General features: G+C 57.3%; 16 protein-coding genes. 10 read left to right on the top strand and 6 right to left on the bottom strand.

Annotation, left to right across the window (positions count from 1 at the left end):
- Nucleotides 1-6: 6 nt before the first annotated feature.
- Nucleotides 7-1,011 (bottom strand): N-acetyl-gamma-glutamyl-phosphate reductase, encoded by a 1,005-nt coding sequence (gene argC / locus ACQG11_RS08540; protein ID WP_063163757.1) that lies wholly within the window; start codon nt 1,009-1,011, stop codon nt 7-9.
- A gap of 88 nt (nt 1,012-1,099) precedes the next feature.
- Between argC and argE the strand changes: the two genes are divergently transcribed.
- The 5 genes from argE (at nt 1,100) to gldA (ending at nt 7,983) form a co-directional block, all read left to right on the top strand.
- Nucleotides 1,100-2,251 carry an acetylornithine deacetylase gene (gene argE / locus ACQG11_RS08545; RefSeq protein WP_015569956.1) on the top strand — a complete coding sequence of 384 codons (1,152 nt, stop codon included), beginning with the start codon at nt 1,100-1,102 and terminating at the stop codon, nt 2,249-2,251.
- 306 nt (nt 2,252-2,557) lie between these two features.
- Nucleotides 2,558-5,209, top strand: coding sequence for a phosphoenolpyruvate carboxylase (gene ppc, locus ACQG11_RS08550; protein ID WP_022649787.1), 2,652 nt, complete (start codon nt 2,558-2,560; stop codon nt 5,207-5,209).
- A 102-nt stretch (nt 5,210-5,311) separates the two neighbouring features.
- Nucleotides 5,312-6,076, top strand: a complete 765-nt coding sequence (locus ACQG11_RS08555) for a helix-turn-helix transcriptional regulator (protein ID WP_023298892.1) — start codon at nt 5,312-5,314, stop codon at nt 6,074-6,076.
- Nucleotides 6,077-6,204: 128 nt separating this feature from the next.
- Nucleotides 6,205-6,867, top strand: coding sequence for a fructose-6-phosphate aldolase (fsa, locus tag ACQG11_RS08560; RefSeq protein ID WP_058646047.1), 663 nt, complete (start codon nt 6,205-6,207; stop codon nt 6,865-6,867).
- Nucleotides 6,868-6,879: 12 nt separating this feature from the next.
- A complete protein-coding gene (gene gldA / locus ACQG11_RS08565; RefSeq protein WP_023298894.1) occupies nt 6,880-7,983 on the top strand; it encodes a bifunctional L-1,2-propanediol dehydrogenase/glycerol dehydrogenase in 1,104 nt (367 codons plus the stop codon).
- Between the two features lie 91 nt (nt 7,984-8,074).
- Here gldA and katG read toward each other — a convergent pair whose 3' ends face one another.
- The 4 genes from katG to metB all read right to left on the bottom strand — a co-directional run bounded on the left by katG (nt 8,075) and on the right by metB (nt 15,156).
- Complete coding sequence (gene katG / locus ACQG11_RS08570; protein ID WP_058677363.1) at nt 8,075-10,255, bottom strand: catalase/peroxidase HPI; 2,181 nt, start codon at nt 10,253-10,255, stop codon at nt 8,075-8,077.
- 144 nt (nt 10,256-10,399) lie between these two features.
- On the bottom strand, nt 10,400-11,290 hold the full coding sequence (metF, locus tag ACQG11_RS08575) for a methylenetetrahydrofolate reductase (protein ID WP_022649792.1): 891 nt from the start codon (nt 11,288-11,290) through the stop codon (nt 10,400-10,402).
- 270 nt (nt 11,291-11,560) lie between these two features.
- Nucleotides 11,561-13,993, bottom strand: a complete 2,433-nt coding sequence (locus ACQG11_RS08580; RefSeq protein ID WP_023298896.1) for a bifunctional aspartate kinase/homoserine dehydrogenase II — start codon at nt 13,991-13,993, stop codon at nt 11,561-11,563.
- 2 nt (nt 13,994-13,995) lie between these two features.
- On the bottom strand, nt 13,996-15,156 hold the full coding sequence (metB, locus tag ACQG11_RS08585; protein WP_023307184.1) for a cystathionine gamma-synthase: 1,161 nt from the start codon (nt 15,154-15,156) through the stop codon (nt 13,996-13,998).
- A gap of 275 nt (nt 15,157-15,431) precedes the next feature.
- Between metB and metJ the strand changes: the two genes are divergently transcribed.
- Entirely contained in the window at nt 15,432-15,749 is a 318-nt protein-coding gene (gene metJ / locus ACQG11_RS08590; RefSeq protein ID WP_006179183.1) for a met regulon transcriptional regulator MetJ, read from the top strand.
- A gap of 48 nt (nt 15,750-15,797) precedes the next feature.
- On the opposite strand, the gene rpmE is transcribed toward metJ, so the two are convergent.
- Nucleotides 15,798-16,010, bottom strand: a complete 213-nt coding sequence (rpmE, locus tag ACQG11_RS08595) for a 50S ribosomal protein L31 (protein ID WP_003862040.1) — start codon at nt 16,008-16,010, stop codon at nt 15,798-15,800.
- Nucleotides 16,011-16,210: 200 nt separating this feature from the next.
- Here rpmE and priA point away from each other — a divergent pair, with 200 nt between their 5' ends.
- The 4 genes from priA to hslV all read left to right on the top strand — a co-directional run bounded on the left by priA (nt 16,211) and on the right by hslV (nt 21,237).
- Entirely contained in the window at nt 16,211-18,406 is a 2,196-nt protein-coding gene (gene priA / locus ACQG11_RS08600) for a primosomal protein N' (protein WP_154051977.1), read from the top strand.
- 119 nt (nt 18,407-18,525) lie between these two features.
- Nucleotides 18,526-19,551: a DNA-binding transcriptional regulator CytR gene (gene cytR / locus ACQG11_RS08605; RefSeq protein WP_022649794.1), complete on the top strand. Its 1,026-nt coding sequence runs from the start codon at nt 18,526-18,528 to the stop codon at nt 19,549-19,551.
- Nucleotides 19,552-19,643: 92 nt separating this feature from the next.
- Nucleotides 19,644-20,612 carry a cell division protein FtsN gene (gene ftsN, locus ACQG11_RS08610; protein ID WP_017383099.1) on the top strand — a complete coding sequence of 323 codons (969 nt, stop codon included), beginning with the start codon at nt 19,644-19,646 and terminating at the stop codon, nt 20,610-20,612.
- Nucleotides 20,613-20,706: 94 nt separating this feature from the next.
- Nucleotides 20,707-21,237 (top strand): ATP-dependent protease subunit HslV, encoded by a 531-nt coding sequence (gene hslV / locus ACQG11_RS08615; RefSeq protein WP_022649795.1) that lies wholly within the window; start codon nt 20,707-20,709, stop codon nt 21,235-21,237.
- Nucleotides 21,238-21,240: the final 3 nt, after the last annotated feature.

Consider the following 21,240-nt stretch of genomic DNA (forward strand, 5'->3'; position numbering starts at 1 on the left):
CACACCTTAAATAAGAGCCTGCGTTTCAGGGAAGCCGAAACGAATATTTGCACACTGCATTGCCTGTGCGGCAGCGCCTTTGAGTAAGTTATCTTCTGCGGCGACCACAATCAGGTGCTCGCCCTGCACGGCAAAGCCGATGTCGCAGAACGGCAGGCCGACCACGTTTTTTAGCGCTGGTACGCCTTTGTCATACAGACGCACCAGTGGTTTATCCGCATACGCCTGCGTGAAGACTTCGCTCACCTGTTCTTTGGTCACACCCGGCTTCAGGCGGCAGGTAATGGTTTCGAGGATCCCGCGCGGGAAGCTACCGAGGTGCGGGGTGAAGATCACCTCCGCGCCCAGATGGGTGGTGATTTCAGGGTGATGACGGTGATTAAACACGCCATACGGCTGAAGGCTCACTTCGCAGAAGCTGTTGGAGATCGCGGCCTTGCGCCCGGCGCCGCTCACGCCGCTGGTGGCGTTGATCACCGGCCACTGGTCAAGATCCAGCAGACCCGCGTCGATCAGCGGCTTAAGGGAGAGCTGCGCCGCCGTCGGGTAACAGCCAGGCACGGCAATCAGATTCGCTTCTTTCAGTTTATCTGCGCTCCACTCCGCCAGGCCGTACACCGCTTTTTCGAGCAGATCCGGGTGCTGATGGGTGAAGCCGTAATATTTTTCGTAGAACGCGCTGTCGTTAACGCGAAACGCGCCGGAGAGATCGAAGACCACGCAACCGGCTGCCAGAAACTGCGGCGCCAGGTCGTGACTGACCTCGTGTGCGGTGGCTAAAAACACCACGTCAACGCCGTCACTAAACTCGCTGATGTCAGACATGGCCTGCAAAGGCAAATCAACCACGCCCTTAAGTTGTGGATGCAAATCGGAAATTAACTTTCCGGCATCATTGCTTTGCGCTGACACGGTCAAAGCGGTTATGGTCATATGTGGGTGGCGATTCACGTAGCTTACAAGCTCTGCGCCCGCATAACCGCTAGCGCCTACAATCAGCGTATTCAACATCGGGTTCCTTTATGCTCAACGTTAATGTATTTTTATTCACATTTATTGCATGAATATTGATACTATCACGACCTAAGGTGTGTCAACAATGAAAATGAACTTACCGCCATTTATCGAGATTTACCGCGCCCTGATTGCCACACCGTCCATCAGCGCAACGGAAGAAGCGCTGGATCAGAGCAATGAGTCTTTAATCAATCTGCTGGCGGGTTGGTTTAGCGATCTTGGGTTTAACGTTGAGGTTCAGCCCGTCCCCGGAACACGTCACAAATTTAACCTGCTCGCCAGCACCGGACATGGCGCTGGCGGCCTGCTGCTGGCTGGTCACACTGACACCGTGCCGTTTGACGATGGCCGCTGGACCCGCGATCCGTTCACCCTGACAGAGCACGACAACAAGCTCTACGGTCTCGGCACGGCGGACATGAAAGGCTTCTTTGCTTTTATCCTCGACGCGCTGCGTGACGTGGACGTGACAACGCTGAAAAAGCCGCTCTACATTCTGGCGACCGCCGATGAAGAGACCAGCATGGCGGGCGCACGGTATTTCTCTGAAAACACATCGATTCGCCCGGACTGCGCGATCATCGGTGAACCTACCTCTCTGCAACCGATTCGGGCGCACAAAGGCCATATTTCTACCGCAGTGCGCGTGCTGGGCCAGTCTGGTCACTCCAGCGATCCGGCGCGCGGCGTGAACGCCATTGAGCTGATGCATGACGCGATTGGCCGCATCATGACCCTGCGCGACGATCTGAAAGAGCGCTATCACTACGAGGCGTTCACCGTGCCGTATCCGACGCTGAACCTCGGCAGCCTGCACGGCGGTGATGCGTCCAACCGTATCTGCGCCTGCTGCGAATTGCATATGGATATCCGTCCTCTGCCGGGTATGACGCTGAGCGATCTGGATGGCTTACTGAACGAAGCGCTGGCCCCGGTCAGCGAGCGCTGGCCGGGACGTCTGACGGTCTCCGAACTGCATCCGCCGATTCCAGGCTACGAATGCCCGCCTGACCACCAGCTGGTTCAGGTGGTGGAAAAACTGCTCGGAGAGAAAACCGACGTGGTGAACTACTGCACCGAAGCGCCGTTTATTCAGACCCTGTGCCCGACGCTGGTTCTGGGCCCTGGCTCCATCAACCAGGCCCACCAGCCGGACGAATATCTCGAAACCCGCTTCATCAAGCCCACCCGCGAACTCATTACCCAGGTTGTGCATCACTTCTGCTGGCATTAAAACGGCCCCTCACCCTGCCCTCTCCCCAAAGGGGAGAGGGTGTTCAAGTACCCTCTCCCCTTTGGGGAGAGGGTTAGGGTGAGAGGAGTAAATCCCGCGATCTACGTCACATTCCCATAAGCATCTCTTATCTGACGCAATACGAATTAAATTTCGTAAATTGCCCGCATTTATTCATCTGCTGAACCGTTTTCGCAGCAATTGACGACGGGGGTTTTACGTGGCTTTATAAAGGGAGATGACAAAATAATGTCCAGAAAATTTTCGCCTGGGCATAAACAAAAATGATGGGGTGACTGGGTTTTTATGAACGAACAATATTCCGCGTTGCGTAGTAATGTCAGTATGCTCGGCAAAGTGCTTGGAGATACCATCAAAGATGCGTTGGGGGAGAACATCCTCGACCGTGTTGAAACCATCCGCAAGCTGTCCAAATCTTCCCGCGCCGGTAACGAGGCCAATCGTCAGGAGCTGCTCACCACCTTGCAGAACCTCTCTAATGATGAGCTACTGCCCGTTGCCCGCGCCTTCAGCCAGTTTCTGAACCTGGCAAACACCGCTGAGCAATACCACAGCATTTCGCCAAAAGGCGAAGCGGCCAGCAACCCGGAAGTCATTGCCCGCACCCTTCGTAAACTCAAAGACCAGCCCAACCTCAACGAAGCGACCATCAAAAAAGCGGTGGAATCCCTTTCGCTGGAGCTGGTGCTGACCGCACACCCAACCGAAATCACGCGTCGTACGCTGATCCACAAAATGGTGGAAGTGAACAACTGTCTGAAGCAGTTGGATAACAAAGACATTGCCGACTACGAACGTAACCAGCTTATGCGCCGCCTGCGCCAGCTGATTGCTCAGTCCTGGCACACCGATGAAATTCGTAAGCATCGCCCAAGCCCGGTCGACGAAGCCAAATGGGGCTTTGCGGTGGTGGAAAACAGCCTGTGGGAAGGGGTGCCAAACTACCTGCGCGAGCTGAACGAACAGCTGGAAGAAAATCTGGGCTATCGCCTGCCGGTCGACTTTGTGCCGGTTCGCTTCACTTCCTGGATGGGCGGCGACCGCGACGGCAACCCGAACGTGACGGCGGAAATCACCCGTCACGTCCTGTTGTTGAGCCGCTGGAAAGCAACCGACCTGTTCCTGAAAGATATTCAGGTGCTGATCTCCGAGCTGTCGATGGTAGAAGCGACGCCGGAACTGCGCGCGCTGGCCGGTGAAGAAGGTGCCAGTGAGCCGTACCGTTTCCTGATGAAAAAACTGCGCGGTCAGCTGATGGCCACGCAGGCCTGGCTGGAAGCGCGCCTGAAAGGCCAGCGCCTGCCGAAGCCGGAAGGTCTGCTGAGCCAGAACGAACAGCTCTGGGAACCGCTGTACGCCTGTTATAAATCGCTTCAGGCCTGCGGGATGGGCATCATTGCCAATGGCGAGCTGCTCGACACCCTGCGCCGCGTGAAGTGTTTCGGCGTGCCGCTGGTGCGTATCGACGTCCGTCAGGAAAGCACCCGTCATACCGAAGCGCTGGGCGAGCTGACCCGCTATCTCGGCATTGGCGACTATGAAAGCTGGTCCGAAGCCGACAAACAGGCGTTCCTGATCCGCGAGCTGAACTCCAAGCGCCCGCTGCTGCCGCGCAATTGGGAGCCAAGCAATGACACCCGCGAAGTGCTCAACACCTGTAAAGCGATCGTGGATGCCCCGAAAGGATCGGTGGCCGCCTATGTGATCTCCATGGCGAAGACCCCGTCCGACGTGCTGGGCGTTCACCTTCTGCTGAAAGAAGCGGGCATCGACTACGCTCTGCCGGTAGCACCGCTGTTTGAGACTCTCGACGACCTGAACAACGCCAACGACGTGATGACCCAGTTGCTGAACATCGACTGGTATCGCGGCTTTATTCAGGGCAAGCAGATGGTGATGATTGGCTATTCCGACTCCGCGAAAGATGCGGGCGTGATGGCAGCCTCCTGGGCGCAGTATCAGGCGCAGGATGCGCTAATTAAAACCTGCGAAAAAGCCGGTATTGAACTGACCCTGTTCCACGGACGCGGCGGCTCAATTGGTCGTGGCGGTGCGCCTGCACACGCAGCGCTGCTCTCTCAACCACCAGGAAGCCTGAAAGGCGGCCTGCGCGTGACCGAGCAGGGCGAGATGATCCGCTTCAAGTACGGCCTGCCGGAAGTGACCATCAGCAGCCTGTCGCTCTATACCAGTGCGATCCTGGAAGCCAACCTGCTGCCGCCGCCGGAGCCAAAAGAATCCTGGTGCCGGATTATGGACGAGCTGTCTGACATCTCCTGCGATCTGTATCGCGGCTACGTGCGTGAAAACAAAGACTTTGTGCCTTACTTCCGCTCAGCCACGCCTGAGCAGGAGCTGGGTAAACTGCCGCTCGGCTCGCGCCCGGCCAAGCGTCGTCCTACTGGCGGCGTTGAATCCCTGCGCGCCATTCCGTGGATCTTTGCCTGGACGCAAAACCGTCTGATGCTGCCAGCCTGGCTGGGTGCCGGTGCGGCGCTGCAAAAAGTGGTGGAAGACGGTAAGCAGAGCGAACTGGAAACCATGTGCCGCGACTGGCCATTCTTCTCTACCCGTCTGGGCATGCTGGAGATGGTCTTCTCGAAAGCCGACCTGTGGCTGGCGGAATACTACGATCAGCGTCTGGTGAAACCCGAGCTGTGGGCGCTGGGTAAAGAGCTACGCGAGCTGCTGGAAGGCGACATCAAAGTGGTGCTGGATATCGCTAACGACTCCCACCTGATGGAAGACCTGCCGTGGATCGCCGAGTCTATCCAACTGCGTAACATCTACACCGACCCGCTGAACGTTTTACAGGCTGAACTGCTGCACCGTTCGCGTCTGGCGGAAGAGGAAGGTAAAGAGCCGGATCCGCGCGTTGAACAGGCGCTGATGGTGACGATTGCGGGCGTTGCGGCGGGGATGCGTAACACCGGTTGATCGGTTTTGCCGGGTGGCGCTCACGCTTACCCGGCCTACAATAGGCTTTTCGTAGGCCCGGCAAGCGCCAGCGCCGCCGGGCAATACCCTGGTATCCACACCATGCACCACGATATCCCCCACATCCTGAATGACCTGATCAACGGCACCTTGCCGCTGCGTCAGGTGCATTTCCCCCCTTCGGCTAAACCGCTCCCCCGAACGTCACCTTGCCTCGTGCTTAGCTTTGATACGGCCTGCGAAGCGTTATTTTTTTCATCCGGTAATATTCCGCTTCAACCCGCCTTTTCGCTCAACATCAGCTTCGGCAAGCAACAACTGACTCTTCAGCTCGAGCGCGACAACACGCTTTTGCAACAGCAACAGGTTGCCAGACGCGGGCCGCGAGTGGGCGCATTCCTTTTGCAGACGCTCGCTGAATTGCAAATGCAGCCAGACGATCGGGAAACGGCCAGACTGGTGGTATTAAGTTTGCTCAGCCACTGTCGCGATCTGCTGGGCAGCGATATCCATACCGCCAGCCGCAGCCGTGCATTATTTGAAGCGATTCGTCACTACATCGAAGAACATCACGCCTCTGCACTGACCCGTGAATCGGTGGCGCAGGCGTTTTATATTTCACCGAACTACCTTTCTCATCTTTTTCAAAAAACAGGCAGCGTGGGGTTCAACGAATATCTTACGCAAACACGCCTCGAGCACGCGCGTCAGCTTCTTAAAGGCTACGAGTTTAAAATCAAAGATATCGCTGCAAGCTGCGGATTTACGGACAGCAACTACTTTTGCCGTCTCTTTCGCAAGCACACTGAACGTTCCCCTTCCGAATATCGACGCCAGTATCACAGCCAGCTGATCGCCAAAAAGTAGCATTGTGATCGCTCTCTCACTTCGCCAGGGACATTACATTTATCCAGTATTTGGCAAAATTGACCTGTATTCGCCGCGACTGGGTGCGCCGTATCCTTTATTCAACCTTTCTGACTTAAGGAAAAATAATGGAACTGTACCTGGATACCGCCAACGTGGCAGAAGTTGAACGCCTGGCGCGCATTTTTCCCATTGCGGGCGTGACCACCAACCCAAGCATCGTAGCCGCCAGCGGCGAATCTGTCTGGGAGGTGTTGCCGCGCCTGCAGCATGCTATCGGCCCGGAGGGCAGGCTGTTTGCCCAAACCATGAGCCGCGACGCCGAAGGAATGGTGGCGGAAGCAAAACGGCTGAACAATGCCCTGCCGGACATCGTGGTAAAAATTCCCGTCACTGCACAGGGGCTCATCGCGATTAAAGCGCTGAAGAAAGAGGGAATTACCACGCTGGGAACCGCCGTTTACAGCGCCGCTCAGGGGTTACTGGCCGCGCTGGCAGGAGCGAAATATGTCGCACCGTATGTAAACCGCGTCGATGCGCAGGGCGGTGACGGCATTCGCACGGTACAGGAACTGCAATCCCTGCTGGAACAGCATGCGCCAGAGAGCATGGTGCTGGCTGCCAGCTTTAAAACGCCGCGCCAGGCGCTGGATTGCCTGTTGGCAGGATGTGAGGCAATCACGCTTCCCTTAGACGTAGCGCAACAAATGCTCGGCACGCCAGCGGTAGAGTCAGCCATAGAGAAGTTCGAGCAGGACTGGAAAAACGCGTTTGGTAACCTCAACCTCTAAGGGAGAAATGTTATGGACCGTATCATTCAATCGCCGGGGAAGTACATCCAGGGCGCTGATGTTCTCACTCGTCTCGGCGACTACCTGAAGCCGCTGGCGGCTCGCTGGCTGGTGGTAGGCGATAAATTTGTGCTGGGTTTTGCCGAAGAAACCCTGCGTCAGAGTTTTAAAAAAGCCGGACTCCATGCCGAAATTGCACCGTTTGGCGGCGAATGTTCGCAAAATGAAATCGATCGCCTGAAAAAACTGGCCGACAGTACCGACTGCCTGGCGGTGCTGGGTATCGGGGGCGGAAAAACGCTGGATACCGCCAAAGCGCTGGCGCACTTTATGGACGTGCCGGTGGCTATTGCCCCGACCATTGCCTCCACCGATGCGCCGTGCAGTGCCCTTTCCGTGATTTATACCGACAGCGGCGAGTTCGATCGCTACCTGATGCTGCCGCACAACCCGAACATGGTGATTGTCGATACCAGGGTGGTGGCGGGCGCACCTGCGCGCCTGCTGGCCGCCGGGATTGGCGATGCCCTGGCAACCTGGTTTGAAGCGCGCGCCTGTTCGCGTAGCGGCGCCACGACCATGGCGGGTGGCAAGTGCACGCAGGCAGCGTTAGCGCTGGCTGAGCTGTGCTACAACACGCTGGTTGAAGAGGGCGAGAAAGCGATGCTGGCGGCGGAACAACACGTGGTGACGCCTGCTCTGGAACGCATTATTGAAGCCAACACCTATCTGAGCGGCGTGGGCTTCGAAAGTGGCGGGCTGGCGGCGGCACACGCCATTCACAATGGCATGACGGCGGTGCCGGATGCGCACCATTTCTACCACGGTGAAAAAGTGGCATTTGGTACGCTGACGCAACTGGTACTGGAGAACGCGCCGGTAGAAGAAATCGAAACCGTTGCGGCGCTGTGCCATAGCGTCGGGCTGCCAATTACGCTGGCGCAGCTGAATATCAAAGAGGATATTCCGGCTAAAATGCGGCTGATCGCGGAGGCGTCCTGTGCCGAAGGGGAAACCATTCACAACATGCCTGGCGGCGTAACGCCGGATCAGGTCTATGCGGCGCTGCTGGTGGCGGACCAGTATGGACAGCGATTCTTGCAGGAGTGGGAGTAATAGAAAAGCCGGGTGGCGCTGCGCTTACCCGGCCTACATGGCACTTTAATTTGTAGGCCGGGTAAGGCGTAGCCGCCACCCGGCACAAGGGTTACTTCACGTCAAACCGATCCAAATCCATCACTCGCGCCCATGCGGCAACGAAGTCGCGGATGAACTTCTCTTGTGCATCGCTGCTGGCGTAAACTTCGGCCAGCGCGCGGAGGACAGCGTTGGAACCGAAGACCAGATCGGCGCGGGTGGCGGTATATTTCACTTCCCCGCTGGCGCGATCGCTACCGGCAAACAGCTCGTTTGAGTCGTCGGTCGCTTTCCACTGGGTGTTCATATCCAGCAGATTGACGAAGAAGTCGTTGCTCAGCACGCCCTCGCGGTTAGTAAACACGCCATTCTTGCTGCCATCGAAGTTTGCACCCAGCACGCGCAAACCGCCGATCAACACCGTCAGTTCCGGCGCGGTCAGGGTCAACTGCTGGGCTTTGTCGATCAGCAGCGACTCCGTGGTGGACACATCCACCTGTGCGCGATAGTTACGGAAACCGTCGGCAATCGGTTCGAGCAGGTTAAACATCTCGATATCCGTCTGATCCTGACGCGCATCCACACGACCTGGAGTGAACGGTACGTTGACGTAAACGCCTGCCGCTTTCGCCGCCTGCTCAACGCCCACGACACCCGCCAGCACAATGATATCGGCCAGTGACGCTTTGTTGGTGGTGCGCTGGATCGCTTCCAGAGCCGGTAATGCCCGCACCGCCGCGGCGTTAACGTCCCAGTCGCGCTGAGGTGCCAGCGCCAGACGCGCGCCGTTAGCGCCGCCACGCTTGTCGCCGCCGCGGAAGGTCGATGCCGACGCCCAGGCCACGGAAACCAGCTCGCTCACGGAGAGACCCGAGGCCGCGATTTCCGCTTTCAGGCTTTCAATATCTTCCTGCGTCGGATGGAACACCGGCTGAGGCAGCGGATCCTGCCAAATCAGATCTTCTTTCGGTACTTCCGGGCCGATGTACCGCGCTTTTGGCCCCATATCGCGGTGGGTCAGCTTGAACCACGCGCGCGCAAAGGCTTCGTTGAAGGCCTGCGGATCGTTCAGGAAACGACGGGAAATTTTCTCGAATTCCGGATCAAAACGCAGCGTCAGGTCGGTGACCAGCATGGTTGGCTTGCGTTTTTTCGACGGGTCGAACGGGTCAGGCATAATTTCCGGCGCATCCACGGCTTCAAACTGAATTGCGCCCGCCGGGCTACGCGTCTGCACCCATTCGTATTTGAACAGGTTCTCGAAGAAATAGTTGCTCCACTGGGTTGGGGTTTGAGACCAGATAACTTCCAGCCCGGAGGTGATGGCGTCAGCGCCAATACCGGTGCCGTGCGTGCTGGCCCAGCCCAGGCCCTGCGCTTCAATAGGCGACGCTTCAGGGTCAGTGCCCACGTGCGTGGCTTCGCCTGCACCGTGCGTTTTACCGAGCGTATGGCCGCCTGCAATAAGCGCAACGGTCTCTTCGTCATTCATGCCCATGTTGCCAAAGGTAGCGCGGATCGCCGCCGCCGCAGACAGCGGTTCACCACTGGCGTTTGGCCCTTCCGGGTTAACGTAAATCAGGCCCATTTCTGTGGCGGCCAGCGGGCGCTTCGCCAGCGCTTCCGGGTCACGGTGAGTCAGCCAGGCTTTTTCATCGCCCCAGTTCACGTCCAGATCCGGTTCCCAGACGTCTTCACGCCCGGCACCGAAACCAAAGGTGCGGAAGCCGGAGTTCTCCAGCGCCACGTTACCCGCGAGGATAAACAGGTCGGCCCAGGAGATTTTTTGTCCGTATTTTTGCTTAATTGGCCACAGCAGACGGCGAGCCTTATCCAGGCTGACGTTATCAGGCCAGGAGTTCAGCGGCGCAAAACGCTGCTGACCGCGACCGGCACCGCCGCGACCATCAACGGAGCGATAGGTACCCGCACCGTGCCAGGCCATACGGATAAACAGGCCCGCATAGCTGCCCCAGTCGGCAGGCCACCACGGTTGTGAGTCGGTTAACAGTGCTTTGAGATCGCCCTTTAGGGCGGAATAGTCGAGCTTACTGAATTCTTTGCGGTAGTCGAAGTCTTCACCCAGAGGGTTTGAACGGCTGGAGTGTTGATTAAGTAAATCGATGCGGAGTTGTTTAGGCCACCACTCTTTGCTGCCGGTACCTGCACCCGCGCTGTGATCGACGCCGCCCTGGTGGAACGGACATTTGCCGGCGGATGCCGCGTTATTGGTCTCGTCTGACATGCTCATCGCTATGCTCCCTTTACAGTGTTACCGTTACGATATACACCACTAGCGATAAGAGATAGTTGAATTAATCCACAGATTCGATAGCTAATACCTTTTAACTTTCTGTTCGAGTAAAAAACCCTCACTTTATGAGGGATTTTTACTTTATAACGCCGGGCGGACACCCAGCGTATGGCAAATGGCGTAACTCATCTCCGCGCGGTTAAGCGTATAGAAGTGGAAATCCTTCACCCCTTCACGGCTTAAAATCTTCACCATATCCATCGCGATATTGGCCCCCACCAGCTTGCGTGTTTCCGGGTCATCGTCCAAACCTTCGTACATTTTGGACATCCACAGCGGAATGCGCACGTTGGTCATATCCGCGAATTTCTTCGCCTGTTTGAAGTTCGAGACCGGCAGAATGCCAGGGATGATTTCGACATCAATACCCGCCGAGACGCAGCGGTCGCGAAAGCGTAAATAGCTTTCCACATCAAAGAAGAACTGAGTAATGGCGCGATTGGCACCTGCGTCCACCTTACGCTTCAGGTTAAGCAGATCCGCCTGGGCGCTTTTCGCTTCCGGGTGAACTTCCGGGTAAGCGGCAACGGAAATATCAAAGTCAGCAACGTCTTTCAGTAGGGCAACCAGATCGGTGGCGTACATGTCCGGCTTACCGCTCCCCGGCGGCAGGTCGCCGCGCAGGGCAACGATATGACGAATGCCGTTGTTCCAGTAGTCCTGAGCAATCGCGCGCAGTTCATCAGGGGTGGCGTCGATACAGGTGAGGTGCGGTGCCGCTTCCAGACCGGTTCGGTCTTTAATGCCCTTAATGATGCTGTGCGTGCGGTCACGCTCACCGGAGTTGGCGCCGTAGGTCACGGAGACGAACTTCGGCTTCAGGCTGCTCAGGCGATCGATAGAGCTCCACAGGGTTTGCTCCATTTCACTGGTGCGCGGCGGGAAAAATTCAAAAGAGACGTTAATCTGGCCGTTTACTTCGGCCAGGCTCTGATTCAGGGCTTCCCGCTGGTTGGCGTGAAAAAAGCTCATACCTTACCTCTATCTTTCGCGTGTCATTGTTTGTTGTGTTGTGAACTTCTATACGTTTAGACGTCCAGATGTAAAAATGACGGAAAAGCGGGATGACGTCAACAGAAATAATCAACATTAACGGTGAGGTTTGTTCAGGGAAGATGAAGGGGATTCATGATGGGGGGTGAGAAGGCCCCTCACCCCAGCCCTCTCCCCAAAGGGGCGAGGGGGGAAAGACCGCACCGAGCAGTCCCCTCTCCCCTAAGGGGAGAGGGTTAGGGTGAGGGGTTACAGTAGCTTAGCCAGGCGATTAATGTCGGACTGAATGGCTCCGGCGGTCACATCGCGCCCCGCACCCGGGCCACGGATCACCAGCGGGTTATCGCGGTACCAGCGGCTTTCGATGGCGAAGACGTTATCGCACGGCAGCAGCGCCGCCAGCGGATGTTCAGGACGTACCGCCTCCACGCCCACGCGCGCTTTACCGTTCGCCTCGAAGCGCGCCACGTAACGCAGCACCAGGCCCATCTCGTTTGCCGCTTCCAGACGTTGCACCATCTGCTCGTTCAGCTCGTCGCCGTTCTCAAAGAAGTGATCGACAGATCCTTCCTCGCAGCCCGCAGGCACCAGAGACTCAACGCGAACCTGGCCAGGCTCAATGTCGTAGCCCGCTTCACGCGCCAGGATCACCAGCTTGCGCATCACGTCTTTACCGGCAAGGTCGACGCGCGGATCCGGCTCGGTTAAGCCCTGCTGCCACGCCTGATCCACCAGGTCGGTGAACGGCACGGTACCGTCAAATTGCAGGAACAGCCAGGAGAGCGTGCCGGAGAAGATCCCGCTCAGCGCCAGAATGCTGTCGCCGCTATCAATCAGATCGCGCACGGTATGGTTAACCGGCAGACCTGCGCCAACGGTGGCGTTATACAGCCAGTGACGACCCGTTTTTTCGAACGCGTCGTGGATCTGGCGATATTTATCAGTGCTGCTCGCGCCTGCCAGCTTGTTGGCGCTGATGACGTGGAACCCGTGGCTGGCAAAATCCAGATACTGGTCGGCCAGTTGCTCGCTGGCGGTAACGTCCAGCACCACCAGATCGTCGTACGGGTGCGCGCGCATCCACAGGAACAGCGACTCTTCGTCCTGCTCAACCGCTTCATCGTTAAAGAAGGCCAGCGCCCGACTGGCGTCCAGCCCTTCGTAGTTCAACAGGCTGCGGCGGCTGTCCACCACGCCTGCCAGAATAAACTCAAATCCGGTACGCGCCGAAAGCGTCACCTGCTCGCGGGCGAATAGCTCCAGCCAGCGGGAACCGATGTTCCCTTTCCCGAACAGTACCAGGCCGATGCGTTTTTCCGCGCGGAACAGGGAGGTGTGCAGGCCCTGAATCAGGCTTTCGGTTGGCCCCTTGCGCAGAACGGCAACCAGGCTGATGCCCTCTTCCGACTGCCAGGTGAACTCCACCGGCTGCCCTTTCAGCTGCTGCCAGAAGCGGTGGCAGTGCAGCGGGTTACGGGTGACGCCCGCGCCCACCATTGCCACCAGCGCCAGTCCCTGACGCAGGCGAAGCTCGCCCGGCAGTCCCGCTTCATCCAGAATCTTCAGGGCGCTGTCCACCACTTCAGCGGTATAGCAGAACTGTAACAGCTGGCGATCGTTATGCACGCCAACGGCCAGCGGACGCACCTGGGCACGTTTCAGGATGGTGTCGATATCTTTGTGCGCCAGTTTGAAATCCTGGCCCGCAGGCACCTGGAACTCAATCAGGCAGATGTCATCGTGGCTGGTGACAATGCGCGCGCCCGTACCGGATGCCAGCACGCGCTCGATGCGAGTGGACCCCTGATCCGGCGTGTAGCTACAGCGTAGTTGCAGGTCGATGTCGCTGCCGGAAACCGGCTGTAGCGTGCGCGCGTGCAGCACTGGTGCCGCCAGACGCGCCAGCTCGCTCGCTTCGTCGAGACGCAGCAGCGGCAGCAGGCAGGCATCTTTCACTTTGCGCGGGTCCGCGCTGTAGACACCGGCCACGTCGCTCCAGATGGTGACGCGGGACACGCCCGCCAGGGCGCCAATCTGCGTTGCCGAGTAGTCAGAGCCGTTACGGCCCAGCAGTACGGTTTCACCTGCGTTGCTGCGACTGATAAAGCCGGTCACCACAATACGTTTACCCGGATGTTGCACCAGCAGCTGTTGCAGCAGCGGGTAGGACAACCCTTCGTCTACCTGCGGCTGTGCGGCGCGTTCGGCACGCAGGAAATCACGCGCGTCGAGCCAGGCGGCTTCCACGCCAAGATGTTGCAGCACGGCGGCCATCAGGCGTGCAGACCACACTTCACCATGGCCAACCACTTCCGCATACACCGCATCGGTAATGCCGCTGTCCAGCAGAGCTGCCAGACGCTCAAGGTCGTGAGTAAAGGCGCTTATCAGTCCGTCCGCCACGTCCGCAGGCAGCAAACCGGCAATCAGTTCACTCTGGTAACGACGTAAGGACTGTTGCACCTGATGCGCAGAGAGGCGATCGGTCTGGCTCAGTTTCAGCCAGCTAATCAGCTGGTTGGTGGTGCTGCCCGCCGCAGAGACAACCATCATGTCCCCCGGCTGTGAATACTCGGTCATGATCCCTGCGACACGCAGATAACATTTCACATCAGCAAGACTACTACCACCAAACTTGTGCAGCTGACGACCCTTCGCCCCTGCCTGCGCTATCACACTCATGATTACCCCTTGGCTGCGACCCGGAAGCCATTTTCCAGATCGGCAATTAAATCTTCAGAATCTTCAATACCGGTCGAGATACGCAGCAGCGTCTCGGAAATCCCGGCGGCGGCACGTGCTTCGGGTGCCATACCTGCGTGCGTCATGGTTGCGGCGTGGGAGATCAAGCTTTCTACTCCCCCTAAGGATTCCGCCAGCGTAAACAATGACAACCCGCTCAGGAAGCGACGCAGCGTTTGCTCGTCACCGTCCAGTTCAAAACTTAACATCGCGCCAAATCCTTTCTGTTGGCGCGCGGCAATCTCGTGCCCCTGGTTTTCCGGCAGCGACGGGTGATAAAGCTTCTTCACCAGCGGCTGGGTTTTCAGGAAATCCACGATCGTCTGGGCATTACGCTGCGCGACGTCCATACGCGGTGACAGCGTGCGGATGCCGCGCAGCAGCAAATAGCTGTCGAACGCGCCCGCGGTGACGCCAATGTTATTGGCCCACCATGCCAGTTCAGTGACAACATCAGGATCTTTGGCAATCACCACACCCGCTACCACGTCAGAATGGCCGTTCAGATATTTCGTGCATGAATGCAACACCAGATCGGCACCCAGTGCCAGTGGGTTCTGAAGGGCCGGACTGAGGAACGTATTATCCACTACACTTATCGCTCCCGCATCCCTTGCGAGCTGACAAATTTTCGCAATATCGACTACGCGCAACAATGGATTGCTTGGACTTTCCACCAGAACCAGCTTCGGCTGTTCGGCTAACGCCTGTTTCAGCGCCTGTTCGTCGTTTTGATCGACAAACAACACGCGGTAGCAGCCACGTTTCGCCAGGCTATCAAACAGACGATAGCTGCCGCCGTAGCAGTCGTGCGGCGCCACCAGCAGATCGCCAGGTTTCAGGAACACCGTGGTTACCAGGTGAATGGCAGACATGCCGGTATTGGTTAATACCGCCCCTGCGCCGCCTTCCAGTTCCGCCAGCGCGCGCTGGGTAACGTCACGCGTAGGATTGCCGCGACGCGAGTAGTCATGCGCGCGAGGTTCATTAAATCCGGTGAAATTATAGGTGCTGGAGAGATGAATTGGCGGGACAACGCAGCCGTACTGCTCGTCATCATTCAATCCGCTACGCACTGCGATGGTGGCCTGTTTACGCGTCATGGTGAGGCTTCCTGGCGAATGAGGTGAAAAGTCAGGCACCAGAGTAAACATTGAAAGTATGGACGTCAATACATCTGGACATCTAAACTTCTTTGCGTATAGATTGAGCAATGCGCAAATAGCCGTTAAAATTATATGCTTTAGGACACGCTACAGCGGCAATATCCGTGCCTCGGTATCGTCTCTACGGTAAACTACGCAAGATTACGGTTCAAAACTGATGGTTACCGGTTTTGCACCTTTAGATTAATGACTGAGAGGATTAAAGGTATCTCATGGCTGAATGGAGCGGCGAATATATCAGCCCATACGCTGAGCACGGTAAGAAGAGTGAGCAAGTCAAGAAAATCACGGTGTCCATTCCTCTGAAGGTGTTGAAGATCCTCACCGATGAACGTACGCGTCGTCAGGTGAACAACCTGCGTCACGCCACTAACAGCGAACTGCTGTGCGAAGCGTTCCTGCATGCGTTTACCGGCCAACCGTTGCCGAACGATGACGATCTGCGCAAAGAGCGCAGTGACGAAATTCCAGAAGAGGCGAAGGTGATCATGCGTGAACTGGGTATCGACCCGGATACGTGGGAATACTGATAAGCGGATACAAAAAAGGCACCTTGCGGTGCCTTTTTTTCGGGAAACTTATTTAGCGCCCGGGATGCTGAAACGCTTGTTGAAGCGGTCAACACGGCCACCGGTTGCAACATCACGCTGCTTACCAGTGTAGAACGGGTGGCATTTGCCGCACACGTCCAGGTTCAGATCGTGACCCACGGTAGAGCGGATCTGGATAGAGTTACCGCAAGAGCAGTTTGCAGTAATCATTTCGTATTTCGGGTGAATATCTTTTTTCATGGGAGAACCTCAGTTAAGGCCGCGTCGCTCTTCCAGCCCTAACGCCAGACACCACGCGATGTTGAATGTAAGTTCTTTGGCGTAAAGTACACCAAAGGCGGCGAATCATACAGAATTTAACCAACGTATGCAAACTGATCCGCACGCCGCTTTCACTAATGTGTATACTAACGCGCCACTTTTCAAGTCAGGAAGATTCGATGCCCGTCGCTCACGTTGCCCTGCCCGTTCCGCTTCCCCGCACCTTTGACTACCTGCTGCCCGACAGCATGAGCGCCAAAGCGGGCTGTCGCGTGACCGTGCCGTTCGGTAAACAGCAGCGCGTGGGGATCGTCGTCTCCGTCAGCGATAAAAGCGAGCTGCCGCTTACCGAGCTGAAATCGATCGTTGAAGTGCTGGATGATGAACCTGTTTACTCTCAAAGCACCTGGCGACTGCTGTTGTGGGCGGCAGATTATTATCACCATCCTATTGGCGACGTATTGTTCCACGCCCTGCCGATTATGCTGCGTCAGGGTAAGCGCGCCAGCCATGCGCCAATGTGGTACTGGTTTGCCACCGAGCAGGGTCAGGCGGTCGACATTAACAGCCTGAAGCGCTCGCAAAAACAACAGCAGGCGTTGGCCGCGCTACGCCAGGGGAAAATCTGGCGCCATCAGGTCGACGAGCTCGAGGTGAGCGAAACCGCGTTGCAGGCATTAAGGAAGAAAGGGCTGAGCGAGCTGGCCAGCGAAGCACCTGCCCTTCACGACTGGCGCGACGGCTTTTCCGTCTCGGGCGATCGCCTGCGTCTGAATACCGAGCAGGCCACCGCCGTGGGCGCGATTCACAGCGCCGCCGATCGATTCTCCGCCTGGCTGCTGGCGGGCGTCACCGGCTCCGGTAAAACCGAAGTGTATCTGAGCGTACTGGAAAATGTGCTCGCGCAGGGCAAACAGGCGCTGGTAATGGTGCCGGAAATCGGCCTGACGCCGCAAACCATCGCCCGTTTCCGTGAACGCTTTAATGCGCCCGTTGAGGTTCTGCACTCCGGCCTGAACGACAGCGAGCGCCTCAGCGCCTGGCTGAAAGCGAAAAACGGCGAAGCGGCGATTGTGATTGGCACCCGTTCCTCACTCTTTACGCCGTTTAAAAATCTCGGCGTTATCGTGATCGATGAAGAGCATGACAGCTCCTATAAACAGCAGGAAGGCTGGCGCTATCACGCCCGCGACTTAGCCGTGTACCGCGCCCACAGCGAGCAAATCCCCATTATTCTGGGGTCCGCCACCCCCGCGCTTGAAACGCTGCACAACGTTCGCCAGCGTAAATACCACATGCTGCGCCTGACGCGCCGCGCGGGGAATGCCCGTCCGGCCATTCAGCATGTGCTGGATCTGAAAGGCCAGCAGGTGCAGGCCGGGTTAGCGCCTGCGCTGATTAGCCGCATGCGCCAACATTTGCAGGCGGGCAACCAGGTAATCCTGTTTCTGAACCGCCGCGGCTTCGCGCCTGCGTTGCTGTGCCACGACTGCGGCTGGATTGCCGAGTGCCCGCGCTGCGATCACTACTACACCTTCCACCAGGCTCAGCGCCATTTACGCTGCCACCACTGCGACAGCCAGCGTCCGGTACCCCGTCAGTGCCCGTCCTGCGGCTCAACGCACATCGTGCCGGTGGGTCTGGGGACGGAGCAGCTCGAACAGGCGCTGGCGCCGTTCTTCCCTGATGTGCCCATTTCGCGTATCGACAGGGATACCACCAGCCGCAAAGGGGCACTGGAGCAGCAGCTGGCGGAAGTGCATCGCGGCGGCGCGCGCATCCTGATTGGCACTCAAATGCTGGCGAAAGGGCATCACTTCCCGGACGTGACGCTGGTCGCCCTGCTGGACGTCGACGGCGCGCTGTTCTCCGCGGATTTTCGCTCCGCCGAGCGTTTCGCACAGCTTTATACCCAGGTTGCTGGTCGCGCCGGTCGAGCGGGTAAGCAGGGCGAAGTAGTGCTGCAAACGCACCATCCTGAGCACCCGCTGCTGCAAACGCTGCTGCACAAAGGCTATGACGCCTTCGCCGACCAGGCGCTGGCCGAACGTCAGACGATGCAGCTTCCTCCGTGGACCAGCCACGTCATCATCCGTGCGGAAGATCATAACAACCAGCAGGCGCCGCTATTCCTGCAACAGCTGAGAAATCTCCTGCAGGCCAGCCCACTAGTGGATAATCAGCTGTGGATTTTAGGCCCGGTACCCGCGCTCGCCCCGAAACGCGGCGGCCGTTTCCGCTGGCAACTCTTACTTCAGCACCCTTCGCGTATCCGTTTACAGCAGATCGTCAGCGGCACGCTGGCGCTGATTAATACCCTGCCGGAAGCGCGAAAAGTGAAGTGGGTTCTGGACGTCGATCCGATTGAAGGCTGAAGACGGATCGAAAAATTTAATGCGCCTCACACTTTTTATGAAAATTCTGTAACCGATTCCATTAACTATCTGTAAAAATGGTGCGGTCCGCAGTTCGGTGTTCAGGCGAGGAGAAGACGTTGAAGTCCAGGAAAGAGGTTGCCTCGGCGACCATGAAAGACGTTGCCGAGAAAGCACAAGTCTCAACAGCAACCGTGTCCCGCGCATTGATGAACCCTGACAAAGTCTCCCAGGCGACCCGAAACCGGGTTGAAAAGGCGGCGCTTGAGGTCGGTTATTTCCCGCAAGCCATGGGGCGCAACGTTAAACGCAACGAATCCCGCACCATCCTGGTGATCGTGCCGGACATCTGCGATCCCTTCTTCAGCGAAATCATCCGCGGCATTGAGGTCACGGCCGCCGCCCAGGGCTATCTGGTGCTGATTGGTGATTGTGCCCACCAGAACCAGCAGGAAAAAACGTTCATCGACCTGATCATCACCAAGCAGATTGATGGCATGCTGCTGCTTGGCTCACGCCTGCCGTTTGATGCCAGCATTGAAGAACAGCGCAATTTACCGCCAATGGTCATGGCGAACGAATTCGCGCCGGAGCTGGAGCTGCCGACCGTTCATATCGATAACCTCACCGCCGCGTTCAACGCCGTGAACTATCTTCAGGAGCTGGGGCATAAGCGTATCGGTTGTATTGCCGGACCAGAAGAGATGCCGCTGTGTCATTACCGGTTGCAGGGCTACGTTCAGGCGCTTCGCCGTACCGGGGCTGTTGTCGATCCGCACTACATTGCGCGCGGTGATTTCACCTTTGAAGCGGGCGGGCAGGCGCTGGAAAAATTGCTTGCCTTGCCAGAACCACCTACCGCGGTCTTCTGCCACAGCGACGTGATGGCGCTGGGGGCGTTATCCTACGCCAAACGTCACGGCCTGCGCGTGCCAAAGGACCTGTCGATAATCGGTTTTGATAATATTTCGCTTTCGGAGTTTTGCGATCCGCCGCTTTCGACTGTTTCGCAGCCGCGGTATGACATTGGCCGGGAAGCGATGCTGCTTTTGCTGGATCAGCTGCACGGTCAAACAGTTAGCAGTGGGTCACGACTACTGGATTGTGAGCTGATTGTGCGCGGCTCTACCCAGGCATTAACTTAAAGTAAATACCTTTCGACACCCTTATCTGGTCAAAGCCCCGTCGCTTAAGTAACATGGCGGGCTGACGAACGAATAAATACAGCGAAACGATAGTGGCACAACGAGATTATGTACGTCGCGGCCAGCCGGCACCTTCGCGACGCAAAAAAAGTAGTTCAAAAAGCAAGCAACGTAGCCTGTCTGCTGTCTCCCCAGCCATGGTCGCCATTGCTGCGGCTGTGCTGGTGGCCTTTATTGGCGGCCTCTACTTCATTACGCATCATAAAAAAGAAGAGTCTGAAGCCCTTCAGGGTAACAAGGTCGTCGGCAACGGCCTTCCTCCGAAGCCTGAAGAGCGCTGGCGCTACATTAAAGAGCTGGAAAGCCGCCAGCCTGGCGTACGTGCGCCTACCGAGCCTTCTGCCGGGGGTGAAGTGAAGAATGCCGATCAGCTGACGGACGAACAGCGCCAGTTGCTCGCTCAGATGCAGGCGGACATGCGCCAGCAGCCTACGCAGTTGAACGAAGTACCGTGGAATGAACAAACCCCGGCGCAGCGTCAGCAAACGTTGCAGCGCCAGCGTCAGGCACAGCAGCAAACGCAACAGCAGCAGTGGACGCAGACGCAGCCGGTACAACAGCCGCGTACACAACCGCAGCAGCAGACGCGTACTGTACAAACGCAGCCTGTTCAGCAGCAGCCGAAAGCCCAGCCGCAGAAGCAAACAGCACAGCCGTATCAGGATCTGTTGCAGACGCCTGCACATACCACTGCGCAACAGCCAAAAACGCAGCAGGCTGCGCCGGTCACTAAAGAGACCGAGGCACCGAAGCAGACGGCTGAGAAAAAAGATGAACGCCGCTGGATGGTTCAGTGCGGTTCGTTTAAAGGCGCCGAACAGGCAGAAACGGTGCGAGCTCAGCTGGCATTTGAAGGATTTGACTCACGCATTACCACCAATAACGGCTGGAATCGCGTGGTGATTGGACCGGTCAAAGGCAAAGAAAACGCAGACGGCACCATTTCCCGTTTGAAAGTGGCTGGCCACACAAACTGCATTCGACTCGCCTCCGGGGGTTGAAACCCCCAAAATCCCCCCCATCTATCATTTAATTCAGCCCTGAGCACAGGCTCAGGGCTTCTGTTTCCCGAATCTGTAACCAGGGGGTCTGCTCGTGACAACAATAGTAAGTGTACGCCGTAACGGCCAGGTGGTAATTGCCGGTGATGGCCAGGCCACGCTGGGTAATACCGTCATGAAAGGCAACGTGAAGAAAGTACGTCGTCTTTATAACGACAAAGTGATCGCCGGTTTCGCAGGCGGCACGGCTGATGCCTTCACGCTGTTTGAACTGTTTGAACGCAAACTGGAAATGCATCAGGGACATCTGGTGAAAGCCGCCGTTGAGCTGGCAAAAGACTGGCGTACCGACCGCATGCTACGCAAGCTCGAAGCGCTGCTGGCCGTGGCTGACGAAAACGCCTCGCTGATCATCACCGGTAACGGCGACGTGGTTCAGCCTGAAAACGACCTGATTGCCATCGGCTCTGGCGGCCCGTACGCCCAGGCCGCAGCCCGTGCGCTGTTGGAAAATACCGACATGAACGCGCGCGATATCGCGGTGAAAGCGTTGGATATTGCAGGTGATATCTGCATCTATACCAACCACAATCACACCATCGAAGAATTGACCTCCAAAGCGTAAGGA

It is taken from the genome of Enterobacter cloacae complex sp. 372C4, from assembly GCF_050030615.1.
Classification (GTDB): domain Bacteria; phylum Pseudomonadota; class Gammaproteobacteria; order Enterobacterales; family Enterobacteriaceae; genus Enterobacter; species Enterobacter intestinihominis.

Bases quoted from the DNA above. Each gene is read 5' to 3' on its own strand.
- argC (WP_063163757.1), bottom strand. From the start codon at position 1,011: ATGTTGAATACGCTGATTGTAGGCGCTAGCGGTTATGCGGGCGCAGAG.
- argE (WP_015569956.1), top strand. From the start codon at position 1,100: ATGAAAATGAACTTACCGCCATTTATCGAGATTTACCGCGCCCTGATT.
- ppc (WP_022649787.1), top strand. From the start codon at position 2,558: ATGAACGAACAATATTCCGCGTTGCGTAGTAATGTCAGTATGCTCGGC.
- ACQG11_RS08555 (WP_023298892.1), top strand. From the start codon at position 5,312: ATGCACCACGATATCCCCCACATCCTGAATGACCTGATCAACGGCACC.
- fsa (WP_058646047.1), top strand. From the start codon at position 6,205: ATGGAACTGTACCTGGATACCGCCAACGTGGCAGAAGTTGAACGCCTG.
- gldA (WP_023298894.1), top strand. From the start codon at position 6,880: ATGGACCGTATCATTCAATCGCCGGGGAAGTACATCCAGGGCGCTGAT.
- katG (WP_058677363.1), bottom strand. From the start codon at position 10,255: ATGAGCATGTCAGACGAGACCAATAACGCGGCATCCGCCGGCAAATGT.
- metF (WP_022649792.1), bottom strand. From the start codon at position 11,290: ATGAGCTTTTTTCACGCCAACCAGCGGGAAGCCCTGAATCAGAGCCTG.
- ACQG11_RS08580 (WP_023298896.1), bottom strand. From the start codon at position 13,993: ATGAGTGTGATAGCGCAGGCAGGGGCGAAGGGTCGTCAGCTGCACAAG.
- metB (WP_023307184.1), bottom strand. From the start codon at position 15,156: ATGACGCGTAAACAGGCCACCATCGCAGTGCGTAGCGGATTGAATGAT.
- metJ (WP_006179183.1), top strand. From the start codon at position 15,432: ATGGCTGAATGGAGCGGCGAATATATCAGCCCATACGCTGAGCACGGT.
- rpmE (WP_003862040.1), bottom strand. From the start codon at position 16,010: ATGAAAAAAGATATTCACCCGAAATACGAAATGATTACTGCAAACTGC.
- priA (WP_154051977.1), top strand. From the start codon at position 16,211: ATGCCCGTCGCTCACGTTGCCCTGCCCGTTCCGCTTCCCCGCACCTTT.